This window comes from Allobaculum sp. JKK-2023 (assembly GCF_034745455.1).
GTDB lineage: Bacteria > Bacillota_I > Bacilli_A > Erysipelotrichales > Erysipelotrichaceae > Allobaculum.
This window is the reverse complement of record NZ_JAYERV010000003.1, coordinates 2,938,997-2,963,887: the sequence shown is the minus strand read 5'-3', so window position 1 is coordinate 2,963,887 and position 24,891 is coordinate 2,938,997. Positions and strand designations below refer to the sequence as shown.

At 44.5% G+C, this 24,891-nt stretch carries 19 protein-coding genes; 8 read left to right on the top strand and 11 right to left on the bottom strand.

The annotated features are described in order from the left end of the window. Window positions 1-663: 663 nt before the first annotated feature. The 3 genes from U4956_RS11955 to U4956_RS11945 all read right to left on the bottom strand — a co-directional run bounded on the left by U4956_RS11955 (window position 664) and on the right by U4956_RS11945 (window position 4,311). Window positions 664-1,488 (bottom strand): endonuclease/exonuclease/phosphatase family protein, encoded by an 825-nt coding sequence (locus U4956_RS11955; RefSeq protein ID WP_323090924.1) that lies wholly within the window; start codon window positions 1,486-1,488, stop codon window positions 664-666. Between the two features lie 39 nt (window positions 1,489-1,527). Beyond that, a complete protein-coding gene (locus U4956_RS11950) occupies window positions 1,528-3,765 on the bottom strand; it encodes a PTS transporter subunit IIBC (RefSeq protein ID WP_323090923.1) in 2,238 nt (745 codons plus the stop codon). 390 nt (window positions 3,766-4,155) lie between these two features. Then, window positions 4,156-4,311 carry a hypothetical protein gene (locus tag U4956_RS11945; RefSeq protein WP_323090922.1) on the bottom strand — a complete coding sequence of 52 codons (156 nt, stop codon included), beginning with the start codon at window positions 4,309-4,311 and terminating at the stop codon, window positions 4,156-4,158. A gap of 1,371 nt (window positions 4,312-5,682) precedes the next feature. Here U4956_RS11945 and U4956_RS11940 point away from each other — a divergent pair. Further along, complete coding sequence (locus U4956_RS11940) at window positions 5,683-7,056, top strand: IS4 family transposase (RefSeq protein WP_323090921.1); 1,374 nt, start codon at window positions 5,683-5,685, stop codon at window positions 7,054-7,056. Window positions 7,057-7,282: 226 nt separating this feature from the next. Here U4956_RS11940 and U4956_RS11935 read toward each other — a convergent pair whose 3' ends face one another. Beyond that, window positions 7,283-7,951 (bottom strand): DeoR/GlpR family DNA-binding transcription regulator, encoded by a 669-nt coding sequence (locus U4956_RS11935; protein WP_323090920.1) that lies wholly within the window; start codon window positions 7,949-7,951, stop codon window positions 7,283-7,285. A gap of 617 nt (window positions 7,952-8,568) precedes the next feature. Here U4956_RS11935 and U4956_RS11930 point away from each other — a divergent pair. Further along, the gene (locus U4956_RS11930; protein ID WP_323090919.1) at window positions 8,569-9,411 is read left to right on the top strand and encodes an HAD family hydrolase; all 843 of its coding nucleotides are present in this window, start codon (window positions 8,569-8,571) and stop codon (window positions 9,409-9,411) included. A gap of 157 nt (window positions 9,412-9,568) precedes the next feature. On the opposite strand, the gene U4956_RS11925 is transcribed toward U4956_RS11930, so the two are convergent. Beyond that, window positions 9,569-9,697, bottom strand: a complete 129-nt coding sequence (locus U4956_RS11925) for a hypothetical protein (protein ID WP_323090917.1) — start codon at window positions 9,695-9,697, stop codon at window positions 9,569-9,571. A gap of 61 nt (window positions 9,698-9,758) precedes the next feature. Then, a complete protein-coding gene (locus U4956_RS11920; RefSeq protein WP_323090916.1) occupies window positions 9,759-10,550 on the bottom strand; it encodes a DeoR/GlpR family DNA-binding transcription regulator in 792 nt (263 codons plus the stop codon). 189 nt (window positions 10,551-10,739) lie between these two features. On the opposite strand from U4956_RS11920, the gene U4956_RS11915 reads away from it, so the two are divergent. Next, window positions 10,740-11,087 (top strand): hypothetical protein, encoded by a 348-nt coding sequence (locus tag U4956_RS11915; protein WP_323090914.1) that lies wholly within the window; start codon window positions 10,740-10,742, stop codon window positions 11,085-11,087. Between the two features lie 237 nt (window positions 11,088-11,324). On the opposite strand, the gene rlmD is transcribed toward U4956_RS11915, so the two are convergent. Further along, the gene (gene rlmD / locus U4956_RS11910; RefSeq protein ID WP_323090913.1) at window positions 11,325-12,689 is read right to left on the bottom strand and encodes a 23S rRNA (uracil(1939)-C(5))-methyltransferase RlmD; all 1,365 of its coding nucleotides are present in this window, start codon (window positions 12,687-12,689) and stop codon (window positions 11,325-11,327) included. 928 nt (window positions 12,690-13,617) lie between these two features. On the opposite strand from rlmD, the gene U4956_RS11905 reads away from it, so the two are divergent. The 5 genes from U4956_RS11905 to U4956_RS11885 all read left to right on the top strand — a co-directional run bounded on the left by U4956_RS11905 (window position 13,618) and on the right by U4956_RS11885 (window position 20,229). After that, window positions 13,618-14,097, top strand: a complete 480-nt coding sequence (locus tag U4956_RS11905; RefSeq protein ID WP_323090912.1) for a MarR family winged helix-turn-helix transcriptional regulator — start codon at window positions 13,618-13,620, stop codon at window positions 14,095-14,097. Beyond that, window positions 14,069-15,811, top strand: coding sequence for an ABC transporter ATP-binding protein (locus U4956_RS11900; protein WP_323090911.1), 1,743 nt, complete (start codon window positions 14,069-14,071; stop codon window positions 15,809-15,811). The genes U4956_RS11905 and U4956_RS11900 overlap by 29 nt, the downstream gene beginning before the upstream one ends. Window positions 15,812-15,815: 4 nt before the next feature. Next, window positions 15,816-17,702: an ABC transporter ATP-binding protein gene (locus U4956_RS11895; RefSeq protein ID WP_416347425.1), complete on the top strand. Its 1,887-nt coding sequence runs from the start codon at window positions 15,816-15,818 to the stop codon at window positions 17,700-17,702. A gap of 106 nt (window positions 17,703-17,808) precedes the next feature. Beyond that, the gene (locus tag U4956_RS11890) at window positions 17,809-18,696 is read left to right on the top strand and encodes an ArdC-like ssDNA-binding domain-containing protein (RefSeq protein ID WP_323090909.1); all 888 of its coding nucleotides are present in this window, start codon (window positions 17,809-17,811) and stop codon (window positions 18,694-18,696) included. Window positions 18,697-19,338: 642 nt separating this feature from the next. Further along, the gene (locus U4956_RS11885; RefSeq protein WP_323090908.1) at window positions 19,339-20,229 is read left to right on the top strand and encodes a hypothetical protein; all 891 of its coding nucleotides are present in this window, start codon (window positions 19,339-19,341) and stop codon (window positions 20,227-20,229) included. Window positions 20,230-20,493: 264 nt separating this feature from the next. Here the strand turns inward: U4956_RS11885 and U4956_RS11880 are convergent, their stop codons facing one another. From U4956_RS11880 to U4956_RS11865, 4 genes are all read right to left on the bottom strand, one after another. Continuing rightward, the gene (locus tag U4956_RS11880; protein WP_323090907.1) at window positions 20,494-21,003 is read right to left on the bottom strand and encodes a PIN domain-containing protein; all 510 of its coding nucleotides are present in this window, start codon (window positions 21,001-21,003) and stop codon (window positions 20,494-20,496) included. Continuing rightward, window positions 21,000-22,055 carry an XRE family transcriptional regulator gene (locus tag U4956_RS11875; RefSeq protein ID WP_323090906.1) on the bottom strand — a complete coding sequence of 352 codons (1,056 nt, stop codon included), beginning with the start codon at window positions 22,053-22,055 and terminating at the stop codon, window positions 21,000-21,002. The genes U4956_RS11880 and U4956_RS11875 overlap by 4 nt, the downstream gene beginning before the upstream one ends. Window positions 22,056-22,325: 270 nt before the next feature. After that, the gene (locus U4956_RS11870; protein ID WP_323090905.1) at window positions 22,326-23,978 is read right to left on the bottom strand and encodes a hypothetical protein; all 1,653 of its coding nucleotides are present in this window, start codon (window positions 23,976-23,978) and stop codon (window positions 22,326-22,328) included. Beyond that, a complete protein-coding gene (locus U4956_RS11865; protein ID WP_323090904.1) occupies window positions 23,971-24,690 on the bottom strand; it encodes an ABC transporter ATP-binding protein in 720 nt (239 codons plus the stop codon). The genes U4956_RS11870 and U4956_RS11865 overlap by 8 nt, the downstream gene beginning before the upstream one ends. Window positions 24,691-24,891: the final 201 nt, after the last annotated feature.

Here is a 24,891-nt window from a genome sequence, read left to right as displayed (position 1 = left end):
TGAGTATTCTTTTTTTCTGCGCGGGCATCCAACGTGAAGCTCCAAAAGCAAACATGATCACAAGAAGATCAGACAAGAAAATCTAAGAAAATTTAAAAACGTCGAAGCATTTCCCGTAGGCAGATCACACCGGATCACACGTCTCCTTCTTCAGACAACCCTTTTTTCCGTCACTTTTTCAAATCAATGCAAGCAGAAAAAAAGCAAAGGAAACACCCATACAAAACTGCATTTCTTTGGACTTTTCCTTTGTCTTCACTTTAACAAAACATAAAGATGCATAAATTTAAAATAACCGAAAAATCACTGCTATCTCGTCGCTTTTATTGATAAAATCATCCTTTGCAGTTTATCAGACAAATATTCTATTCTCCGCCTTCTCTCTTCGGACCAATACTAACTGTTTCATATCATTTCGTATCAGTTGGGTATAAAACCCCAATAAATCGGCTGCTGGTTCTCTTTCTATACCGCAGAAATGACGACTTCCTGTAGAGGGCCATTTCTTTGCTGTTCCTTATCGCTTTTTATTTTTATCGACTTTTTTGATGAGAATTCCAGATACGGTCCATGTAAAATGGCTATTCTCGCTTCTCTTTTTGAAAAACAGGAATCAAAAAAAGCTGACCATCCAAAGACAGTCAGCGTATACAATTTGTTTAATTATTTAGATTCGTACTGAGCCATGACTCCAAAATGGTCGGAAAGAATGGGCTGATTCACTCCATTGAAGACCACTTCACTGGAGTGGACACAAACAGCTTGCTTGGACCAGATCAGATCAATTCGCCGGTGTTCGACTTCTTTCTGGTCATGCCAGCCATCAATCGTACCGGAAACTGTCCAGCCTTCGTCTTTGCGCAAAGCAAGTTCGTAAGCATCAAACCAGCCGGAATTTCTGATCTCATCATAGGTTTCATTGCGGACATTTGCATCCCCATTGAAGTCACCCATCAAGAAGACTTGCGGCAGATCTGAAACTTTCTCTTTCAGTTTTTTCCATTCTTTGGCAAACGGTTCTTCTGGATCATTCCACCAGCTCATATGGGTGCTGAAGAACCATCCATCTTCCGTTTCAATACCAAGAGCCATACGAATCCGGTAGTTGGTATATTCGTAATCTTTTGACACCTGGAAATGACGGACATTCAGAATCGGTTTTCTGGAGAAAATAGCCAGGCCTTCATCGTATTTGTCATAGCCGACCTTCATGGGCAGCCAGGCAAAATAGTAATCCTGATTGAGAGCAATCAGCTTGTTTTGAAGTGCGTTGGCATAGTTATCGGCTTTCATGGGCACGCCATCCTGCACAGCCACATACCGAGGGGGTAAAGCCGGCAGCGCATCCGCACTCATGGTCTGATTGACTTCCTGCAAAGCAACGACATCCGGCTGTTCTTTTGCAATAAATTCAGCAAGAATCTGCTGTTTCAGGTCCATTTCTTTTTCCTGAAGAGAGTGAGTATTGAGCGTCAGAATCTTCATCATGGATAACTCCTTTATCTGGGGTATTCAATCCCGAAATTCTTAGAGAAGATCGTTGATGTCAGATTTGAGGACATCGGCTTTTGGACCATAGATGGCCTGAATTCCATTGTCTTTTTTCACCAGACCCATTGCCCCTTCAGCTTTCCACGCATCCAGATCAGCAACCAGAGATGGATCCATAACCGTAACTCTTAAACGAGTCATGCAGGCATCAACATCTTTAATGTTATCGCGTCCGCCAAGCAGAGCAATAATGCGTTCTGGCTGAGAGTTTTGGCCGCTCTTGGAACCAGATTTTGATTTGGAATCCGATGCATCCTCTGCACTGGAATCGTCATCGGTGGAGTAATTGCCAAGACGACCTGGAGTAGCGTATTTGAATTTCTTGATCATGAAATACGATACGAAGAAACCAATAATGAAGAACAGTACGCATGCAATCAGGAAGTTGAACAGGTCACCAGCCAGACCAGCCTGCAGGGACATTGGAATACGAGTGACGAACTCGAGGTTTCCAAAGGAGTGCAGGCGCAGATTGAAGATACCTGCCAAAGCAAACGCACATCCCTGTAACAGTGCATAAACAATGTACAGAGGGATTGCACAGAACATGAACATGAATTCCAGTGGTTCAGTTACACCAGTCAGGAACACGGCAAGACAGATGGAAATGAACATGGATTTGTACTGTTTTTTCTTATCTGCATCAACGTTGCGATACATACCGAGCGCAAAACCCATTAACAGACCAGTAGCACCGATCATCTGACCAACTTTGAAGCGGGCAGGTGTTACGGTGTTGAGCAGTTCGTTGTAACTTGCAGCATCCCCAGCGTTCTTGAAGTTAATCAGGTCGTTAACCCATGCTAACCACAGCGGGTCCTGGCCATATACAGCTGCACCTGCCTGAGCACCTGTCTGGATGACATAGGTTCCGCCAAAGGACGTGTAGTTCATTGGGATGGTCAGCATGTGGTGCAAGCCAAAAGGCAGCAGAAGACGTTCAAGTGTTCCATAGATGAATGGCGCAAGAACCGGAGAAGTTTCCGAAGAGGTTGCAATCCATACACCGAAGCTGTTGATTCCAAGCTGAATGAATGGCCATACGATCGAAAGAATCAGAGCAATGATTACAGACCATACGATCACAACCAGTGGTACGAAACGTTTTCCGTTAAAGAATGCCAGTGCATCTGGAAGTTTACGGTAGTTGTAATACTTGTTATAGATAATCGCTCCTGTAAAGCCAGAGATCATACCGATAAATACACCCATATTTAAAGCTGGAGCACCCAGAACGCTGACAAAATAGCCGTCAACTGCCATGGTCTGTCCAAATAAGGTGTGGGTAAATGCATTCGGATCGGCCAGCATTGCATCGGTTACCCCGAAGATCTGACCAGTAATGTTATTGATCAAAATGAAGGCAATACATGCCGCAAAGGCACCGCCTGCTCTTTCTTTGGCCCAGCTTCCGCCAATCGCAATGGCAAAGAGCAGGTTCAGGTTATTGATGATGGCCCAGCCAATGTTTTCCATAACACTGCCGATCGTTGTGATGACCGCAATGTCATTTGCGCACATGCCAACCAGTTTTCCTAAAGAGATCATCAGACCAGCTGCTGGCATAACAGCAATGACGACCATCAGAACTTTTCCGAATTTCTGGAGGAATTCAAAGTTGATTTTGAATTTCTTCTTTTCCTTTTTGGCTTTCTTTTCTTCTTTTTCTGTCTTTTTATTCTCAGCCGCCTTTGGTTCTTCCTTTACAGTTTCCGCTTTGGTTTCTTCTGGAGCCGCTTCTTCAAACCGAAGTTCAAGAATTGGCGATTTGCCGCCGGATACTTCACTGCCAACCATTTCAATGGCTGCACCATCTGCACCGCCACAGATTACCACTGGAGTGACCGTATTCAGGCCTTTGTTCTTTAAGAATTCCAGGTCAACTTCCGCCACCAGATCACCAGCTTTGACTTTGTCGCCTGCTTTTTTGTGAACTGTAAAGCCTTCCCCATTCAGATCGACTGTTTCCAGGCCGACATGAACCAGTACTTCCTGGCCATTTTCACCGGTATACCCAAACGCATGCTGGGTAGGGGCGATGGTTGTCAGGGTACCATCGATTGGAGCATAAATCTTTCCGTCTTCCGGAAGGATAGCAGCACCGTCTCCCATCATTTTTCCAGAAAAGACTGGATCTGGAACTTCCGTGATGGAAATCACTTTCCCGCTCAAAGGGGCGGTGACCACAATCGTGGTCTGTTTTCCTTGCTTCATTTTTCCTCCTTTTTCCAATTAGAATGTCGTAAGCGTTTGCATAACCGTTTGTGCTTTGTTTGCGTTTTGTTTCATTCTGCCGCTCATTGCTCTGCCCGGCCTGTCTTTGCCATTTGACACTTTATTTATGGCTCTATAGTAACCGCTGCCGGTTCTTAAAGCAAGCTTTTTTGGAAATTGTATGCGTTTTGTTTCGATTGTTTGCGATTTTGTTTGCATTTTGATTGCGCTTTTTATTGCGTAAAGTTGCATTCCTGTCGAGTTATCTTATTCCAAATTACCAGCAATCTCATTCGGACTAAATGTCAGAGTCGTTTTTGAAATCCAAAAAAAGCAAAACAGTCTATTTGTGATCTGGTTTCTGGCCGCTGCCTCTTTTTGGGACAAAGATCAGACAGACTGCCAGAAAATTTCAGGAAAGCCAAAGAAAAAAACACAATCTGAACAGAGGATTTCACTGGATATTCTGTTCATTTCAGATTTCCCAGATTTCGCATCTCCAAGATCAAGCAAATCGCTTTCGACATTTTCTTTAATTTTAACCATATTTTAGCCCCGTCTTCAGGGTTTGAGTACTACTTTCTTTAGAAGATACAAATATTTTTTTGAATGTTTACTTATTCTCTCTTTAAATAAAGCCCATTATTCTCAGAAAAAAATGCAGGAATTTTTGCGGCGCACTATAACTGTGGTACAAGTAGCACTCAATTATGGGAGAAAACTACGGCGTGTTATTACAATAAATTCAAATCCATTAAGTAAAATCATCTTTGAATTTATAAATAACATCCGATACAATAAACCAATCAGTTTATCTCTAATAGTTTTATAACATTAAACTATTTGAATTATATTGAATCGAATCAAGTTAACATTTTTTGAGGATGATAGTAACAACGTTTAAAGCAAAATAAAATTAATATGATGTATTATAACATATATAATATCTTTTTTTTCGATTGATTTTATTTATTAAAAAAGAAGAAGCAGAATCTATTTTTTAGTTATATAAAACTCTGTTAAAGCCATTTATCATTATATTAGTACTATGTGATCAGAAGCTGAACGACGAAAACACTTGAGAACCTCTTCTATGGTTCTCAAGTGTTTTGAGTACTACATTTATAAATGTGACCCTAAAGTCAGGGACTGTTTGCGATTTTGTTTGCATTTTGATTGCGCTTTTTATTGCGTAAAGTTGCATTCCTGTCGAGTTATCTTATTCCAAATTACCAGCAATCTCATTCGGACTAAATGTGAGAGTCGTTTTTGAAATCCAAAAAAAGCAAAACAGTCTATTTGTGATCTGGTTTCTGGCCGCTGCCTCTTTTTGGGACAAAGATCAGACAGACTGCCAGAAAATTTCAGGAAAGCCAAAGAAAAAAACACAATCTGAACAGAGGATTTCACCGGATATTCTGTTCATTTCAGATTTCCCAGATTTCGCATCTCCAAGATCAAGCAAATCGCTTTCGACATTTTCTTTAATTTTAACCATATTTTAGCGACTATTCATCTCTACACCATCTCCGGCGCCCAAATAAAAAAGCCGAAACCTTATAAATTTCAGCCTTTTTCAGGGATTTATTTCTCATATCCAATTTATTTCTTGAAAACACACAGATTAAATGATACCTCCTCAAGATTCTGTTTTTCCGCAAGGAATTTCAATTTTTAACGTTCGGCGTTCTTTCTGACCATCCGTTTCAATCAGTTCAATTTCTGTGCTGATCTTTCGACGCAGTTCATCAATGTCATTTAGCTTAGTTTTTGATAGTTAGTATTGTCCACCATCCGTGCACAGATGGTGGATTTTATATTTTCTGGTTTAACGAAAATTAACTTTGACAACAACTCTATAATTGTCTAATTTAATCCTTACTCAATCAAAAATGTAACCGTTTAAGGAGGAATAAAATGGCAATTAGAGTTACTTCACCACATAAGATTTATCAAAGATTCATGAAATTCCTTGAGGAATTTGCCCACAAACAGGAGAAGATTCTTGCTTCTCAAACAGGAGCTTTCTCACGAAGTCATTATCGATCATCAAAAATAAACTTGTTCCATTTCCTGAATACATCCATTATCGGGAATGGATCAACACTCTCCGATTTATCCATGCACTATTTCGGCATGGGCAGTGTAAGACCATCTGCTTCGGCACTTGTTCAGACAAAAGCCAAGACTCCAGTCAGCGTATTTTCAGCACTGCACAAAGCCACATTGGCACTTTGTTACATGGATAAAAAATATAAAGGGCTAAGGGTAATAGCCTTTGATGGAACCAATGAACCTGTTGCGCCAAATGAAGATGAACCTGACTACATCATTTATGCCAAGAACAAGGAAACCATCATCCGGGCCGGTATTCACATTAACGCTGCCTATGACGTACTTAATGACAAATATCTAGCCATCGTCACTCAAGACCAGAGGTCCAAAGACGAACGGGCCGCTGCTATGAAAATGGTCAAGGAGATTCACGAAGCTTATCCTGGCGAGACATTTCTCTTTGTCATGGACAGAGGGTATTTTTCTTATCCATTGTGTAAGCTTATTGAATCCTTAGGGCACAAATACCTCATACGTATGAAAGAACGAGAGTATAGCTGCCTGACTTATACACAGCTTGACCATACAGAAGACCAGCAGATCAGCCGCATTCTTACCCACCACCAAAGAAAAGAGGAAAAAGAAAACCCCCAGATGAAATACCTGGTCAAAAAATCAATGAGACAGATTGAACCAGAATCTGAATTTATTGATTTTGACTGCAGGGTGGTAGCTATCGAGATTGGCGACAACGTCTGGGAAGGACTGATTACCAATCTGGATGAAGCAGAATTTCCTCCGGAGGCTCTTGGATTTATTTACCACCTAAGGTGGCGAATCGAGCAGAGTTTCTCCTGGCTTAAATATGGAATAGGAATGAAACGTATCCACTCGATAAAAGCAGAATACATCATTCAGGAGATTTATTCATCCCTTATCTTCTACAATCTGGTTTCCGAGATCAAAAAGTGTGTTCTTGAATCATCTCAATCGGATAATAAAGAAGAGAAGCAGACAACTTATGAATACCAAATCAATACAACTAAGGCGATACGGGCTGTCAGGAATACGTTTACTCCGAAATGGACGAAAAAACGAACAATCTGTCAAATTACAAAAGCGGAGTTTCAAGCTCTGACCGAGGAGCTGCTCAGAGAAAAACTGCCCGTTCGGCCGGAAAGGAGCTTCAAGCGAAATCTCCATCCCAATCGTTTGATATGGTTCACCTATCGATAAGTGCATTATATGCGCATCTTATTGATACAAACCACCCATACAATTCTTAAAAACGGCTCTTATCGAAGGGTTGTTTTTAGTGCACCTATTTTGATGAATACAGCCAAATCAATCAGTATATTTTGTGCTTGGTTGGTGCATATGGATATAATCAGCAGCAAATTCTATTCCTATCATCCACTTTGTCTTTGATTTTTATACAAAGTTTGAGGTCATATTTTTCTAGCTAAATGACATTGCGCAGTTCATCCTCAATAAAATTGGTGATCAAAAGATCAGCTTCCTTTAGAGAACCAACCAGAAAAACATTGGCTACTTCGAATTTTGATTTATCCGCAATGACAATCGTCCGATTGGCACTATCCAGAACGCTTCGCTCCCAGCCCATCTCGTCCGGTCTGCCCACACCAATGCCAGAAAGGTCTTTCAGACCATCAGTTCCCAGAATTGCCAGGTCAAATCGAATCTGCCTGAGCATCTGTTCGGCAAAATAGCCGTGGCAGCGCCTTCCTTGTTTACCAATTAAGCCACCGACCAGCAGCACCTGAAAATCCATTTCCAGTCCTGTCTCGGCCACATTCAAAGAATTGGTGACAATAGTCAGATCCTTTTTTGAACGCAGCAGGTCCAGACCGGCATGCATAGTTGTTCCTGTATCCAGATAAACGACCATGCCATCCCTGATTTCCTGGATTGCGCGCCATGCCACCACTCTTTTTTCTTCCACATTGGAAGCGCACCGCTGTTCAAAAGGGAGTTCAATCCGATTCCGGTTGGCTCTGGCAAAACCATGACCACGAACAATCAAGCCCTCTTTTTCCAGCGCGTCCAGATCACTGCGAATTGTCTCGCCCGTTACGCCAGTCCGTTTGGCCAGTCCGTTTGGCCAGTCCATTTACCGACAATGCTTCATGATCCAAAAGCAGGTCAAAAATCTGCCTCTGGCGCTCTTCCTTTTTCCGCATCCTCTTTCCACTCCCCTTTCCAAATCCATCCTTTTTCTGATCATTTTTTGGTCCGAACTTTGATATCAAAATTCTATCGCTGATCTTCTTTTGATAAAAAAGAATTTTATTTGGATATCAAAATCAAGATGGAAATTGCTGCGACATCCTTCCATACTGAAACCATCAGCAGGCACACCTGCCCGTTTTTCCAAAACAAAGCAGTTCTGTCCCCAAAGTTTCTGCACCTTGTTCTGTACGCGGCCAAGCAAGAACAGAGAGTGTCTGCTCTGTAAATCAGTCTCATGAAACCATCTTCAGATCCACGTAAATCCATACCGAAATAAGCATCCTAAATCAATTATAGAAAACAAATCAGCGCTTTCAGGAGGTCCTTTATGTCTGCAAGTCTTTCAAAACCACGTTTTGAACCAAAACCTTACCATCCTTTTTATCCTCTGGCATGGCTGCTGCGATCTTTGCGTTTTCGTCATCCCCGTCAGATCTCCCCTCCTTTTCGGCCTGCCCGGACAGTCCAGATCCAAATTTGTCTGGATCTGGACTATCGATGTCAAATTCTGCTGGCCGCATTACCGCCAGGCCCAGACAGAAACTGCAGGCAGTTTTTCTTGATGTTGATGGAACACTGCTGGATGGAAATCATCCAGATTTGAGTCCTTCTACTTTTGATGCCCTGCGATCGCTTCAAAAGCGCGGGATCAAAGTGGCTTTGAACACTTCTTGGGGAATGACTTCGGTTTTAAGTGTGCCCGGCCTGGCCAAATTTCCTTTTGATGGCTACATTCTTGCTGGCGGCGGAGAAATTTATGATCACAAACGGCGCCTGCTTGAGCGCCAGACTTATATCCCCGCAGACCTGAAAGCCATCTTTGATCAATGCAAAGCAATGAACATCCCTGTCTTTTTCAACAACCAGAAGCCCTATCTGACTTTATGGACCGAAGAGTCGAAACGATTTGCCAGAAAATACCATCTATTTCCGCTTCAGATTAAAGACTGGAGCGGCGAGGACATCACCATGATAACTGTGATCGATTCCGATCCAGAAAAAATCGCCAGAATTCTGGAAGCTGCGCCTGGCGTTTACCAGGTCAGCGCCGGATCCATCAATCAGGACCTGTATCCTGAAGGCGTCAGTAAAGGAGCCGGCATCAAAAAGATGCTTGAGGCCTGGCATCTGGAGGGAGCCTGCTTTGTGGCTGTAGGTGACAGCAAGGCGGATGAAAGCATGTTTGAACAGGCTGCCTTGCGCATTGCCATGCCCTGGGCACAGAGTTCTACGATTGGAGCTTCTGACTTTGTCTGTGAAGACCATGGCCAGGACACGATTGCCTACGCCCTCAAAGGCTGCGGTCTGTTGGCAGCACTTCCTGAAAGCTGCAGAAAATAGCCAGATTCGACCTTTCGCCTTACAACATTAATGACAATGATTTCCCTTCTGATTAAAACCACCAGACCTCCTCTCTTTATTGGTATGGATCTTCTGGACAGAGGCTTTGAATCTGTATTCTGGCTCAAATGGCAGTTTGAGGCCCTCCATACCCAACTCATGCCCTCATTTTCAGGCTGGTGAATCCGATATCTGTCTGACCCGCCGCATGGAATGTGCGGCGGGTTTTCTTTGCCTTTTCGTGATTTAAGATTCGGGACCAGGCTTTGTACACTCCTGTTTTCATCCCTTTTTCCTGATGGACGTGACTTTTCATCCTGTTCAAATCTGTCAGACTGGCTGGTCTTTTAGCGGCCAGTTCTTTTCGTCACTCGCTCTTGGACTCCATCCGTTTCAACCAGGTCAATCTGCTCGCAGAGCACCCTGCGTTTATCCTCCGAAATAAAATTGGTAATCAGCAGATCCATTTCTTCTAAAATCCCCGAACGATAAGCACTGTACTGATCAAACTTGGAGACATCTGCAATCAGAATCCTGCGGCTTGCATTGGCAATCACCTTGCGTTCCCAGCCGATCTCTTCAATCATCCAGACGCCGAACCCTTTCAGATCTTTCAGACCATCTGTTCCAAGAATCGCCAGGTCAAAATGAATCTGTTCAATCATCTGCTCAGTAAAAAATCCCGCGCATCGTTTTCCAAAACCAATCAGCAGTCCGCCAGCGACAATCACTTTGAAATTCAGGCTGTCTGCTACCTGGGCAACCGCCAGAGAATTGGTTACAATCGTCAGATCCTTTTTCGAGCGCAGCAGGTCCAGTCCTGCAAATATAGTTGTTCCCGTGTCCAGAAACACAGTCATTCCGTCTTTGATTTCTTCAATCGCCCGCCAGGCGACAGCCCTTTTATCTTCAAGATGCTCACCGCGGCGCTGGTCAAAGGGCATCTCAACCAGATTCCGATTGGCCCTTGCATAGCCATGGCCACGCGAAATCATTCCATTGCGCTCCAGGTCATCCAGATCAGAACGGATAGTTTCCCGGGTCACGCTCATCTTGTCTGCCAGTTCGCTGACTGACAGTTTCTCATTTTCCATCAGCAGCGCATAAATCTGGTTCTGGCGCGATTCCTTCTTTTTCATCTTTCTTCCCTTCCTGTTCGGACTTAAAAGGGCCGCGCAAGCCCCTTGCGAACAATAATTTTGTTTTCAAAAATTATACCGCCCATTTTTCTTTTGTTTACCAAGTTAGAAATTTTGTTGCAAAAATTCCAGTGGATTCTCTTTTCGAAAAAGCAGATACTGAATTTGCAAGCAAGGAGGAAAAGAAAAATGAAAAAATTCCAATTCACAAATTCTATGAATAAAGCAAAGAACCAGACTGAAATGGCGGGCGCCTTTCGAAGAAAGGATCTGCAATTCCTGTTCGAAGTCTGCAAAAAAGCCAAAACAGCTGTTCTCTATAACAACAGTCACATTCAGATCAGCGACTGGACACCAGAAGCGGCCCAGTTTGTTGAAGTCTACGATCTCTATCCAGTTCTGATTGAAGACTGGCAAGGTGAAGCCATTTACGAACTCAAGGTCCTGACGACAGACCGAACTCTTTTAGAAAAAATCAACCGGCGCATCCCCGCCCTGGCAAATCCTGCCGTCTGCACCATTCAGGCCGCCATTTAACCAGCCGTTTTCTGATCAGACATGCCATCCATTTTACAATGACAACCACCATTACACCGAATTCGCATATCCTCACCCAAAGAAAAGGCAGTCACCTTCGAGATGTCCACTCGATCCTGACTGCCTTTTCTTCTAGTTTGAAAATCTGGTCTATCTACTTTCATTGCGGCAAGCGTCTGCAGGCCATGCTGTCTTTTTAGAACTGATCTTCTTAGAACTGATCGTTCTTGCCAGATCTTATTGGTTTTCTTCCTGAGCTGATGATTCTTCAGCTATTTTTTTCTTCTGGGATTGAAAATCCTCTTTGACAATCAAAGCCGCGCACTCCATCCCCGTGGTGTTGGGAAACATATCAACCGGCTGAATCCGGGCAGCTCGATAGCCTTTCTTTTTAAACTCGCCAAGATCCCTGGCCAGCGTACGCGGATTGCAGGAAATATAGACCACTCGCTGCGGATTCAGGGCAGCAATATCCTCAATCCCCTGACTGGTCATCCCCTTGCGGGGTGGATCGACCAGAACGACATCTGCCGATTTTGTATTCTGGTGAGCAAACTGGGTCGCATCCATGCAGATGAACTCTGCATTTTCAATATGGTTGCGCTTCTGATTTTCTCTGGCGTTTTCTACGGCTTCTGGCACGATCTCGACACCGGTGACATGGCCGGCTTTTCTGGCAGCCAGCAGACCAATCGTTCCTGTTCCGGAATACAGTTCAATGACTTCATCTGTTTTTTTGAGGTCAGCCAGTTCCAGTGCCGTGGCATAGAGTACAGCCATCTGAGCAGGATTGACTTGGAAGAAGCTTTTAAAATGAAGCCGGATATCGAGATCCAGGCATTTTACATCCAGACTGTCACTTCCATATAAAACCGTATAGGGTTCATCAAGAATCACGTTGTCGCTGCGTTTGTTTTCATTAAAGACTACGCTGGTAATCTTCGGAAAAGCAGCCACCATCTTTCTGGTGAGATCTTCCAGATCCATATTCTTCGCTCCGATAAAGACAACCTGTGCCTGATCGGTCTGATCGCTGTATCGGATAAACAGGTGGCGCAGATTCTGTGCCTGACGAACACTTAAATGATCCAGCACCCATTTATAAATGGCATTGATCTCTTTAGACTGAATCCTGCATTCGTCAACGGGCACAATCTCATTGGTCCTGGCCCGATAAAAGCCGCCAACCACTTTTCCACCCTGAACGCCAATAGGAAACTGCGCTTTGTTGCGATAGTAATAGGGAGTCTCCATACCAAGCGGCGGCAGAACTTCAATTTGTGGATCGACTTTGCTAAACAGATCCTTCAGCTGCTTTTCTTTGTAGTCGAGCTGCTTATCATAGCGAAGATGCAAAAGTGCGCAGCCTCCGCATTTTCCCGCCTTTGCACAAACTGGTTCTGTGCGGTCCGAACTCGTATGGATACGTTCGATTACTTTACCGATCGCATACGTTTTCTGTACTTTAATGATTCGAATCCGGGCTTTTTCATCCGGGAGCAGGTCTGAAACAAAAATCGTCATCCCATCATGATGTCCAATTCCAAATCCCTGATCGGACAGATCCGTACATTCGAGTTCAAATTCATCATTCTTTTTCATAGTACCAATCTTAACATCTGCGCGGATGAACAAACCGCATGTCCGCCTGTAAGATCCTTTCCTCTCTTCGACAGGACTTTTCTATTTTCGCTTTTCAGTCTTTTCGTCTGTCATTTCTGGAATTCATCTTTTATCCTTCGTTTTCTTCCTTCCCCGGCTCTTTTATCTTGTCCGTTTTGTTCTTCACCTGTCCTTTCAGGTCTGCCAGATCAAGAGAGCTGCTTTTCTTGCTCCCCTTTCATTTGAACTCCTTTCTGTTCTCCTGATTTCAGTTCTTGTCATTCATTTCAATCTTTCCCCTCCGGTTTTAGCCTGAACTGTTGTTGTCGTTTTTTATCCTGGTGGAATCTGATCTTGAAAATTGGTTCTTACGCAAACAGTGTGTTTAGCTATCATCACTATTATCAACGATAGCAATTGCTGCTAAGTCCGATAACCCAAAATGCGATAGGCAAACTCATCTCGAATTAGGTATTGTTATTGAATCAACAATATGAATGATGCAAGCTTATTCATTCGCCAGAATCATCAGTGTTAAAAACTACATTTGCGTAAGATCCTGAAAATTTCCTTTTTCATTTTTGGATTTTTATTTTATGAACAGCCGATTTCATTATTTTGATCATCCTGTCATAATCCATTTCTACACCTCGAATCTGAATCAGATTTTTCTTGAATTCCCACCAAAATCTAGTGCAAGTTTTCAAAACAAAAGATCAGGAAACTGAATTGACATAAATATATAGTTGATCAATAATATAGCAGTCTATTGTATAGCATTCTATGGATCGACCTTTCTCCCTCTTCAATCCGGGATTGTCATGGAGATTTCTATGAGACTTCTGCAAGACTCCTTTTCGATCTGCGAAGCCAGAATGGCTCTGTTCCTGAATGCCAATAGAAATTGTTGTGCAGAAAGGAGAAAAAAATGGAAGTCCCACCAAAGGGCGTTGGGTTTACCATCGGTCTGATCCAGCGGGCAACCAGGGCACGCGTCAACCGTGTTGTACGCGAAGCCGATCTGACCAAGCCCCAGATGGATGTCATGCTCTTTCTCAAGCGAAGGGAAGAAAAAGGGCAGCGTGTCATTCAGCGTGATCTGGAAAATTATTTTCAGATTACCAACCCCACTGTTTCCAGCATGATCAGCCGCCTTGAGGCCAAAGATCTGATCGAGCGGGTCAGTGATCCTCACGATCGCCGAATTCGCCAGATCATTCTGACACCCAAAGCCAAAGATTTGATCGCCCGCTTTAACGACACCATTCAGGAAGTCGAAGGAACGATGCTGGAAGGTATCAGCGTGCAGGAGCTCGAACAAGGAAAAGCGTTTTTAGAAAAGATCCTGCACAATTTACAAAGTAAGGAGGAAGATAAACTTGATTGCCACTCTTGCCAAACAGATTAAGCAATACAAGCGTGAAACGATTCTCACCCCGATTCTTGTTTCACTCGAAGTCCTCTTTGACATTCTGATCCCCTTCTTTATGTCAAAGATTGTCGATGAGGGAATTACCCCTGGCAACATGAACAATGTCTGGCTGTATTCAGGCCTGATGATGGCCTGTGCCATTTCTGCGCTCATCTGTGGCGCTCTGTCTGGAAAATATGCAGCGATTGCTTCTGCCGGATTTGCCAAAAACCTTCGGGAAGCTGAATTTCATAACATTCAGAATTTCTCGTTTTCCAATATCGATGAATATTCAACCGGTGGTCTGATCACCCGTCTGACCACTGATGTGACCAACGTTCAGAACTCTTTCCAGATGATTATCCGCGTCGCTGTCCGTGCACCGCTCAACTTCTTAATGGCTTTGATCATGGTCATGTATCTGAGTTCGACGATCGGCTTATGGCTGCTGGGCATTATTGCGATCCTGGCCATTGCGATTGGAACCCTGATCACCAAAGCAGGTCCTGTCTTCAACAAGATGTTCAAGATGTATGACCGCCTCAACGAAGAAATCCAGGAAAACATCACCGGAATCCGGCCGGTCAAATCCTTCGTTCGTGAGGAATATGAAATCAATCGTTTCAACGAACGAAGCAACGATATTTACAAAGTCAATCGCAAAGCTGAACTGCTGATGATCCTCAACCAGCCTCTCATGCAGGCAGCGGTTTACAGCTGTATTCTGCTGATTGCCTGGATCGGGGCGCATCTGATTGTCGATGGCTCCATGGAAGTCGGTGTGCTGTTCTCGTTATTCTCCTATGTCATGAACCTTCTGATGTCCTTGATGATGTTCTCCATGATTCTGGTTATGGTCACCATGTCGGCAGCCAGCGCCAAGCGAATTGCCGAAGTCATCAACCAGGTTTCTTATCTGGAGTCCCCCAAAGATGGCGTCAAAGAGGTGAAAGATGGATCGATTGAATTCGATCATGTGTATTTCAACTATGCCGAACAGGTCGATGGTCACTATGTCCTGCGTGATATCAACTTCTCTTTGCCTTCGGGTACAACCTTAGGTATTCTTGGCGGAACTGGTTCTTCCAAGTCTTCTCTGGTCAGCCTGATTCCGCGTCTGTACGATGTCACAAAAGGCTCCGTCAAAGTCGGCGGGATTGATGTGCGCGAATATGATCTGAAAACCCTGCGTGACAGTGTGGCCATGGTTCTTCAGAAAAACGTTCTGTTCTCTGGCTCTATCAAAGAAAATATGCGCTGGGGTGATGAAGTGGCGAGTGATGAAGAAATTGTGGAGGCCTGCAGACTGGCACAGGCGGATGAATTCATCTCCCGCATGCCAAAAGGCTACGACACCTATATTGAACAGGGTGGAACCAACGTTTCCGGTGGTCAGCGTCAGCGTCTGACGATTGCCAGAGCTCTGCTCAAAAAGCCGAAAATCCTGATTCTGGATGATTCGACTTCTGCTGTTGATACCAAGACGGACTACCTGATCCGTGAAGCCTTCAAAACGAAGATCCCAAATACAACGAAGATCATCATCTCGCAGCGCGTTTCCTCTTTACAGGATGCGGATCAGATCATGGTTCTTGACCGCGGTCATCTGATTGCGATGGGAACCCATGATGAACTGCTCAAAACCAATGAGATCTACCGCACAACGTGGCAGGCTCAGCAGAAAGGAGGCGACGACGATGCCAGGGCCTAATTCCATGCCAAAAAGACCCATGCCTGCTGGAAAGCCAAAGCTCAATCCAGCCGGTCTGGGCCGTCTGTTCAAGATGATCTGGAAAGATTACAAGTGGTCTGTTCTTCTCATCGCCGTTCTGATCTGTGCTTCTGCGTTTGCCAACGTCTATGGCAATACCTTCCAGCAGTCGCTGATTGACGATTACATTACTCCGATGCTTCAAACTGGCAGCCATGACTTCACTCCGCTGCTTCAGGCCATCAGCCAGCTGATCATGATTTATCTGGTTGGGATTGTCTCCACCTATACCTGGAACCGGATGATGGTCCGTATTTCTCTGGGAACCCTGAACAATGTGCGTGAACGTCTGTTCCGTCACATGGAATCCCTGCCAATCCGCTACTTTGATACCCATGCCCATGGGGATATCATGTCGGTCTACACCAATGATACAGATACCCTGCGGCAGATGATTTCGCAGTCAATTCCACAGGTTTTCTCCAGTGTGGTTTCCATTTTGATGGTTGTCATTGCCATGATCTCCATGTCGTGGATTCTGGCGATTATTACCTTCATCTTTGCCATCTGCATGTTAATGATTGCCCGCACCATCACCCACCACTCTGGCCGCTACTTCCGTGACCAGCAGGCTCAGCTTGGTAAAGTCAACGGCTACATTGAAGAAATGATGGAAGGCACCCGCGTTGTCAAAGTCTTCAATCATGAACAGGCTGTTGAAGAAGAATTTGCCCGCCTGAACGAAAATCTGTTCCAGGCTTCCAGCAAAGCCAATATTTTTGCGAATATTTTGATGCCAGTGTGCATGAACTTTGGCTATATCTCCTATGTCGTCTGCGCTCTGGCAGGTGCCTACTTTACCATTCATGGCATGTTTGGCATGACCATCGGTACAATCTCGGCCATGCTTTCCTTAAACAAAGCCTTCAACAACCCAATCACCCAGATCTCCCAGCAGATCAATGCGGTCGTTATGGCTCAGGCTGGTGCTTCGCGTATCTTCGCTTTAATGGATGAACCCTCCGAAACCGATCAGGGTGTCGTAACTCTGGTCCGGGCCAGAGAAGAAAACGGCAAATGGGTTGAATCCCAGGAATACACAGGTCACTGGTGCTGGAAACACCCGCGTCCAGAAGGACACTTTGAAATGGTTCCTTTACGCGGTGACGTGATTTTTGATGACGTAACTTTCGGCTACGTTCCTGAGAAGACGGTTCTGCACGACATCGACCTCTATGCCCATGCCGGTCAGAAAATCGCGCTGGTTGGAGCAACCGGTGCTGGCAAAACAACCATCACCAACCTGGTCAACCGCTTCTATGACATCAATAAAGGATCCATCACGTACGATGGCATCAATATTGAACTGATCAAAAAACCAGACCTGCGTCGTTCACTGGGCGTGGTTTTACAGGATACGCAGCTGTTCTCCGGAACCATTATGGATAACATCCGTTTTGGTAAACTGGATGCCACCGATGAGCAATGTATTGAAGCGGCTAAACTGGCTCGTGCCGACAGCTTTATCAACCACCTTGAAAATGGCTATAATACGTATATCCATGCTAATGGTGAATCCCTTTCTCAGGGTCAGCGCCAGCTGCTGGCCATTGCCCGAGCTGCCGTTGCCAACCCCCCAGTTCTGATTCTGGATGAAGCAACCTCCAGTATCGATACCCGCACTGAACGTCTGGTTCAGGAAGGAATGGACGAGCTGATGAAAGGGCGTACCGTCTTTGTCATTGCGCATCGTCTGTCGACCATCATGAACTCCGATGCGATCATGGTTCTCGATCAGGGCCGCATTATCGAACGTGGCAACCACGATTCGCTGATCAAGAAACAAGGCGTATACTATCAGCTGTATACGGGCGCTCTGGAAATGGATTAATCCCGATTTCCCATCGTTTCTGGTCTTTTTCAAATTTAAATCCAGCCAATCCACCTTCTGGAAACAGGGGTGGATTTTTTGCGTATACGCAATTGGAGGATCTCTTATGAAAGAAAAAGACCAAGCAATTGAAAAGCTGCTGGCCACCTTACAGGAGGGCGTCAATACCCTGACCAACAGCGAAACGTACCAGAACTATCTGAAAACCATGGCGCACTTTCCAAGCTACTCTGCGCGCAACTGCCTGCTCATCTTCACGCAATGCCCCCATGCTACGCTGGTCGCCGGCTATAAAACCTGGAAGCGGGTTTTCCACCGGCATGTGCGGGAGGGGGAAAAAGGAATCCGGATTCTGGCCCCCTACACCTACAAAGTCTCCAAAACCATTGGTCACAACCAGATCGAAGAAAGAAGAACCAGCTATCGCAGCATCTGCGTCTTCGATATCTCGCAGACTGATGGGGCCGATCTGCCTGCCTTACCCAAAGCCCAGCCGCTGTGCGGGGAGTGTACACTTCTCAAAGAAAGCATCCCAATTCTTGAGGATCTGACCGGCTTTACGATTGTACCCGCCTCTTTAAAAGAGGGACAGATGGGGGAATGCTGGTTTGGTGACCATCGGATCTACTACAACGAAAATCTCGAAGAAAAGCACATCTTCAAAACCCTGGTGCATGAATCCACCCATGCCCTGCTCCATGATTTTTCCAACCGCTCAAAGCTGACTCCATTTGACCGGATACTGGAAATGCAGGCCGATCTTCGCGAAATCGAAGCCGAATCGGTCAGCTTTGTCGTCTGCCAGGCTCTGGGCATTGATACATCCAGCTACTCGTTCAACTACATTGCCAGCTATAAACAAAACCATGAATTTCTGCAGGAATCCCTGCAGCGCATTGCCAGAACTTCACAGCTGCTTTTACAGGCACTCAAACCCGAACTCTTTGCGCTCAGTTCGTATCCACCCAAAACACAGCTTCAAAACACTCTGTAAGAGGGACAAGCTGAAGAGGGATAAGCTAAACAAGCCACAGGCATCCGGGTATCCAAATGGATTCAAACTGAGTATTGGATTCAGCAACCATCAGAAAAAGCGGACCGTCAGTTCATGTCCCGCCCAGACTGCATAGCTATTTAGATTGGGTGTCCTTGCCTGTCGCAGGAAGCCAGAATGTATTTTCCATTCTGGCTTCCTTTCATTTTCCGGATAAACGAAATCTGGATTTCCATGGTGGCTCTTTTCTCTTCTACTCTTCTTCCTTCTGCTCTTTTTTTCAGGTTCTTAAGTTCTGAATCACCATGTTGTCTGAAGAGCGTGCTTTTTGCTGCCAAATTGCAGGCTGACCACATCAACCATCCCCAAACTGTAGTTCCCGAAATTTTTCTACCCAGGAAATCCGGACAAAGAATAGAAAGCCTATAATTAACTTTACTTACAGAGATTCAAACGTATCTGCTACCCTCGAAAGTTTCAAATAGAGTTACTTACCGGTTAGAAAAAGCGCGGGAACTACAGCTAAATCATTTAAAACTGGCCTGACGCGCTAAACTGATAAAGATAAGAACAGGAAAAGAAATATCAGGCATTCAAGATAACGGTCCATACAAGCGTGAGATACTGAAGGAGTGATAAAATATGACACTAACGCAACTTCGAACCATGCTCAAAGGAATGAGTGAGGAGCAGAAGAATACATTTCTGCTTGAGTATTACAAACGACTGAGTAAGCAGGATAAAGAGATGTTTGCTCTGCTTCTCGAACTGACGAAGGACAATAAGCCGCTTCCGGACAAGAAAGCAAAGATCATCGATCTGAAAGCAGCTGAGAAAAAATATCCTGCTTTCGTTGACGGACTATTCAATTATCCATACCGGAGTCCCAATGCTCAGCGCAAAATCAAAAAGCAGGTAAAATCCTTTGTCGATGAACTTCCACTCATGCCGCCTGAAGCTGAAGGTTATGAAGAGGCCCTTCTCTTTTACAAAAAAGTAATCGCATTGATCTGCCTGGCTGCCGAGGACCTGGGGACCTATCCAGCTTATTTCTTCCGAATTCTTGGCCTGTCCATGGTCAAATGCTTCGATACGCTGATTTCGATGACACTGGCCAGAAAGACGACGCCTGATCTATTGGAAGACCTGGTCCATTTTGCCGGGCTGACTGAGATTGCCGAAGAAGACTACGAAGGGATTGAAATTCTGGACCATATCGCAAACCGGATTAAAAATGGAGATTTGCGTATGGAAATGCTGGAACACTGTGAAAGCGCACTGACCAAAGAAAGCGAAGTGGTCGAACTGGAAGCAGCGTGTCCTGAGCAAAAATCCACTCGCCAGGCTTATTCGAAGTTTTACTTGCTTTTAAGTGAACGAGAGGGCGCCCTTGAAGATGCCTGCTCATTTTTAAAGAATACTTTTGGTGTCCAACAGGCCAATGAAACGATCTCCCTCTATCAAAAAGATATGGGGAAGCTGCGGCAGGTTGAAAATCAACGGATTGCGCAAGCCATGACTACCGGAAACTGAAAACATCCAAATGAACGAACGAACCGAACCGATCAAACTCAGTCTGTTTAAAAAACAATTCCGATGACTGCTGCAAAGATCCAAAATTCCTAGTCTTGAACCAGGATGAGATATAAAAAGGCCTGCTTTCTTCACTTTATGAAAGTGATCGAAGGCAGGCTTTTATTTGATGTGTTCAAACAAAAGGGAGCTTATCAAAGTGATTTTTGCCTACTTTTTTTATTTTCAAATACGACTTGCCAGAAAGATGAGCAGTTTAAGAGATTAACGAACCAGATAATCGTCAGGATTACTAATTCGTTTTTCGAGTTCATTTCTGGGCAAACGCACTCGCCCGCTTTTTTCGTTTAAAAACAACCTCAGGCACTCTACATATTCTTGCTGAGTAATTTTTGATTGGGAATACAACAAGTCACAGAGCTTAATCGTTCCAATCAATTCAACATTTTCAGCCACTGCTGCCTTACGCAAGGCTTTATCACCAGTCAATAATGGAATATTTCTACATTTGGCAATCGCCAAAGCTGCACTGTCGAAGGATGACAATGGCGGATATTTCGAGTTAATTTCGGCTGCCAGAAAGAATTCTTCAATAGTAAATTCGGTCACTTTAACTCCATATTTTAACAAGTCTTTTTGTAAAGTTTCTGGCTGTTGGAGTTCTAAGTCAAAAGTGTCCTGATAAATCAAATATTCAAAAGCTAACCTAAATGGATATTCAAGTTTTCCAATTGCACTGAAATCAATCCAGACGTTTGTATCGCTGCAGATCATTCGTATAGGACTTCTCCGAAAGGTAAATATTCATTCATAAACTCCTGAGTAGACATTTTTAACAGTTCAGCCCCTTTCTGAGCAGAGATCTCTGATTCACACACAGCTCGATAAACAAGAGAAGGAAGTATCGTTGGCGTCTCTTTTTCGATTCGAGAAGGTTCGTTCTTTTTCCATCCATGTTTGGCGGCACGAATATAGAAATCCTTTTCCAGCTTTTCAGAAATAATTTCTGCCTGTCTCGCTCTCTTGACTAAGGCATAAGTTGAAATTCCATACTCCTGGCAAATCATGATAATATCTCGACTGAAAATACCTTTTCTCTTCGGACCCAATTCTCGAATCGCGTCGGATTGTGGAAACAAAAAAGCGCCCGCAATTTCATTGACTTTCTTTTCTTCCTCCGAAGTTTCCAAAGTATCAGGCCACTTAAACATCAGATGCGCTAATTCATGAGCAACGGTAAACCTTATGCGTTCAGCATTCATATTCGTATTGAATACAATATATGGTCTTCCTTCAACTGTTCCATTTAAGCCGGAAAAACTGCTATTCTCAACATCCAAGCCACAAAGCAGAAATCCCTTGTTTTCAAGGATCTGGATCAGATTTCCAACTGGCCCTGTTTTGTCAATTTTTAAATATCGCCTTAACCGAAGCCCATTTTTCTCTGCGTCTTCATCAGGAAAAAGCGAATTAAAAACTGGCTTTTCAGGCAGAACACCTTCCCCAAGAACATCAACCAAAGTGTAAAGCCGTCCAAAATAATCCTCTGTATCTGCCTGAATCAGCTCAATATCGTTCTTTTTTAAAGAGGTCGTTTTTCTAAATTCGCCGTGCTGAAAAGAGAGACTTTCGCCATGGGTCTGGATAAAATCAATGACTCGTACGCCTAAAATATCTGCAAGTTTCTTAACCATTGCCATGTCAGGTTTTCGATTTCCACTTTCATAATTGGAAATTGCCATTCGAGTACATCCTGCCTGATCAGCCAGCTCCTGAAGACTTAAGCGTTTTTTAAGTCGAAAATAGCGCAGGTTCTTGCTAAACATATCAGCACCTCCTCTGTTTACAGAATACAATCTGAAAATAGATTTGTAAACAGATAACAAAAGACGATTTTGGAGCGTGTCTGATCCCGAAGAGTTTTTCCCAGTTCATGCTTCATATGAGAAATCATTTACAAGACAAATCCAATAACACAACGCGATAAAAAACAGAACAAAAAGCCAGAACATACTTCTACATTCTGGCTTATCAGGCTTTAAGGTAAAACCGTGACAGTTGATTTCAAAATCACATACTGGTCTGGGTGCAGTCAATCAGGCCGTCGTATTGCCCAGATATTTCCAGAACATCCTGGCGGGAATTTTCCAAAGCAAAACGACCAGAAGAATCTGAATGATAAATACGGCGACAATCGCCATCGTCAGGGAATGCGACAATGCATAAACACCCCAGGCACCAAGTCCAATCACCATGGCCATCAAAAAGGAAACCATCATGCCAAACAGCACGTTAAGATTGTTCTTGACCGCACTCATCTCATCTTCCCAGTCCAGTTTTGGATGGTAGATATCGACAAGCAAGGAAGTCTGGCAGGACAGATAGCAGCTGACCAGAGCCCCCAGAATCGCTCCAAATACCGAAGCCCACCGAAAACCTGTCATATAGACAATCACACCGATCAGAATCAGCGAGCAGAGCATGGAAAGAAGCAAAGCCACATTGATCTTGGCCTGCAGCTGCTTTTCCATAGGAACCGGAATGCTCTTCATCCAGGCTACCCCCGCACTGGCTTCTCTGGTAATAGCGGTCTGGGTAACTGCTGTACTGCCGCCGGCAAGATAGCCGACTGCCATGCCGACCAGAACCGCTACCCAGAATAAGGACAGATCATACTGCTCAAGCAGTGAATCCACCATCAATGAAATCTGCGTGGAATCCAGACCGGTCTGGTGCAGGATCATAAACACCGGAACTGCGAAGGCAACCGGAAGCAGGAAGGCTCCAAGAACATTGTTGCTCAAATAGGCCGGAGTACGGATCAATTCATAGAGGTCGACCCGTGAAAACAGCATCAGCAAGGATCCCGACATTCTCTTGTTTGATTTGTCTTTGTGCTTTTTGGCCGCACTGCCCATGGCGCTGGTTGCAGCCACCAGATAGAAACGGCTGACCAGAAGCTGGAACATTCCATAACCGGCCGCCAGAACAGCCGCATTTAAAAGAAAAGTCCAGAGTGAAGGAGCAGCAATCCCTTCAAAAGCAGCCCATGCAGCTGGAAAGAGATAAACCGGAATCGATCCGCCTAAGGCTACCACAACATTAAAATCATCTTCACTGCCTGCTGCATCCATCGGCATATTGCCATAAACGGCTGCAAGCATCGCAATCACCAGAACCACAGAAAACAGGCCCATCAAAATGACAAACTTATCTTTACTTCGAAAAAACGGGATAAAGCGCATCAGCAGCACAATCAGACTGCCCAGAATGAAGACCGTGGCCACACTGCTCGACAGTCCATAAATCAAAAGCATCCATGCCTGCAAGGCCGGAACCATGCTCGACTTGGCAGCTGCCACAACAAAGGTCATAACCAGAGCCAGAACAATTGGGCCGACCATCGAAAAGATCATCAGCGTCTTGGCATTGATAATTTCCCTGGATTTTACCGGCATGGCCAGAAGGATAGGCAGATCCTTTGAAAAGTAGTAGGTGCTTGGAAAGGAAGCCATCAGCATGAGCACCAGCAGAACACTGATAATCATCAGCAGGGAGCGAATCGTCATCACAAACTGCCCCTGCTCAAAAGCCATCCAGGCCATCATCCCGTAGATCCCCATATAAATCAGGACAACCAGGCAGATGACGACCAGAAGCAGAACACTCTTGCGTCCCTGTTTCGTTTTGAAGGTAAAGTTAAACCCGTCACGAAACATCGTTTTATACAGCAGCCAGGTTTTATTCATTTCGAACCACCTTGATGAAGATCTCTTCTAAAGAGCTGTCTGGATACTGTTCTTTCAGCCCATCCAGGGTTCCCGCATAGCGTAGTTTTCCCTGGTTGATCAGCAGGATCTTGTCGCACAGTTTTTCAGCAACTTCCAAAACATGAGTCGAGAAGAAAATTGTCTTTCCTTTGCGGGCCTGTTCGCGCATTTTCTCTTTCAGAAGGTAGCTGGCATTGGGATCCAGACCCGTCATTGGCTCATCAAGAAACCAGATTTGCGGATCGCAGACCAGGGCACCGATGATGATGGCTTTCTGACGCATTCCATGCGAATAGCTTTTCATCTGCTCGTCAAGCGCCTCTTCCATTTCAAATTCCCTGGCCAGTGCATTCATTCTCTCTTCAATTTCCGTGGCGGGTACTTCATAAATTTTGCCAAGAAACTGCACATATTCGCGTCCCGTCAGCCGCAAAAAGACATCCGGACTGTCCGGTACCAGGACAAAGCATTTTTTGGCCGCGATTGGATCGGTAACGATATTGTGACCATCCAGCAGGATTTCGCCTTCGTCAGGCCGGAGAATACCGGTCAACATATTGATCGTCGTAGTCTTTCCGGCGCCGTTTGGACCGATAAAACCCGTAATGGTTCCATCTGGAATCACAGTGGTCAGATCCTGAACCGCGACTTTGTCGCCAAAATGTTTGGTGACATGGTTGATTTCAATCATATTCCCTCCAGAACAGAAACAATGTTCCATTCATTTTAGTAATGATTAAAATGATAGACTGACCATTCACCTCTGTCAATTGCCCGCGATCATTCTTTCGTGGCCAAAAGATAGTTCAGAAGACTTCTCTTTTTCTTCGTTTTTCCTTTTACTTTTTCCTTTCACTTTCTTTTGATCTCTTCTTCCAGAATTTTCAGCCAT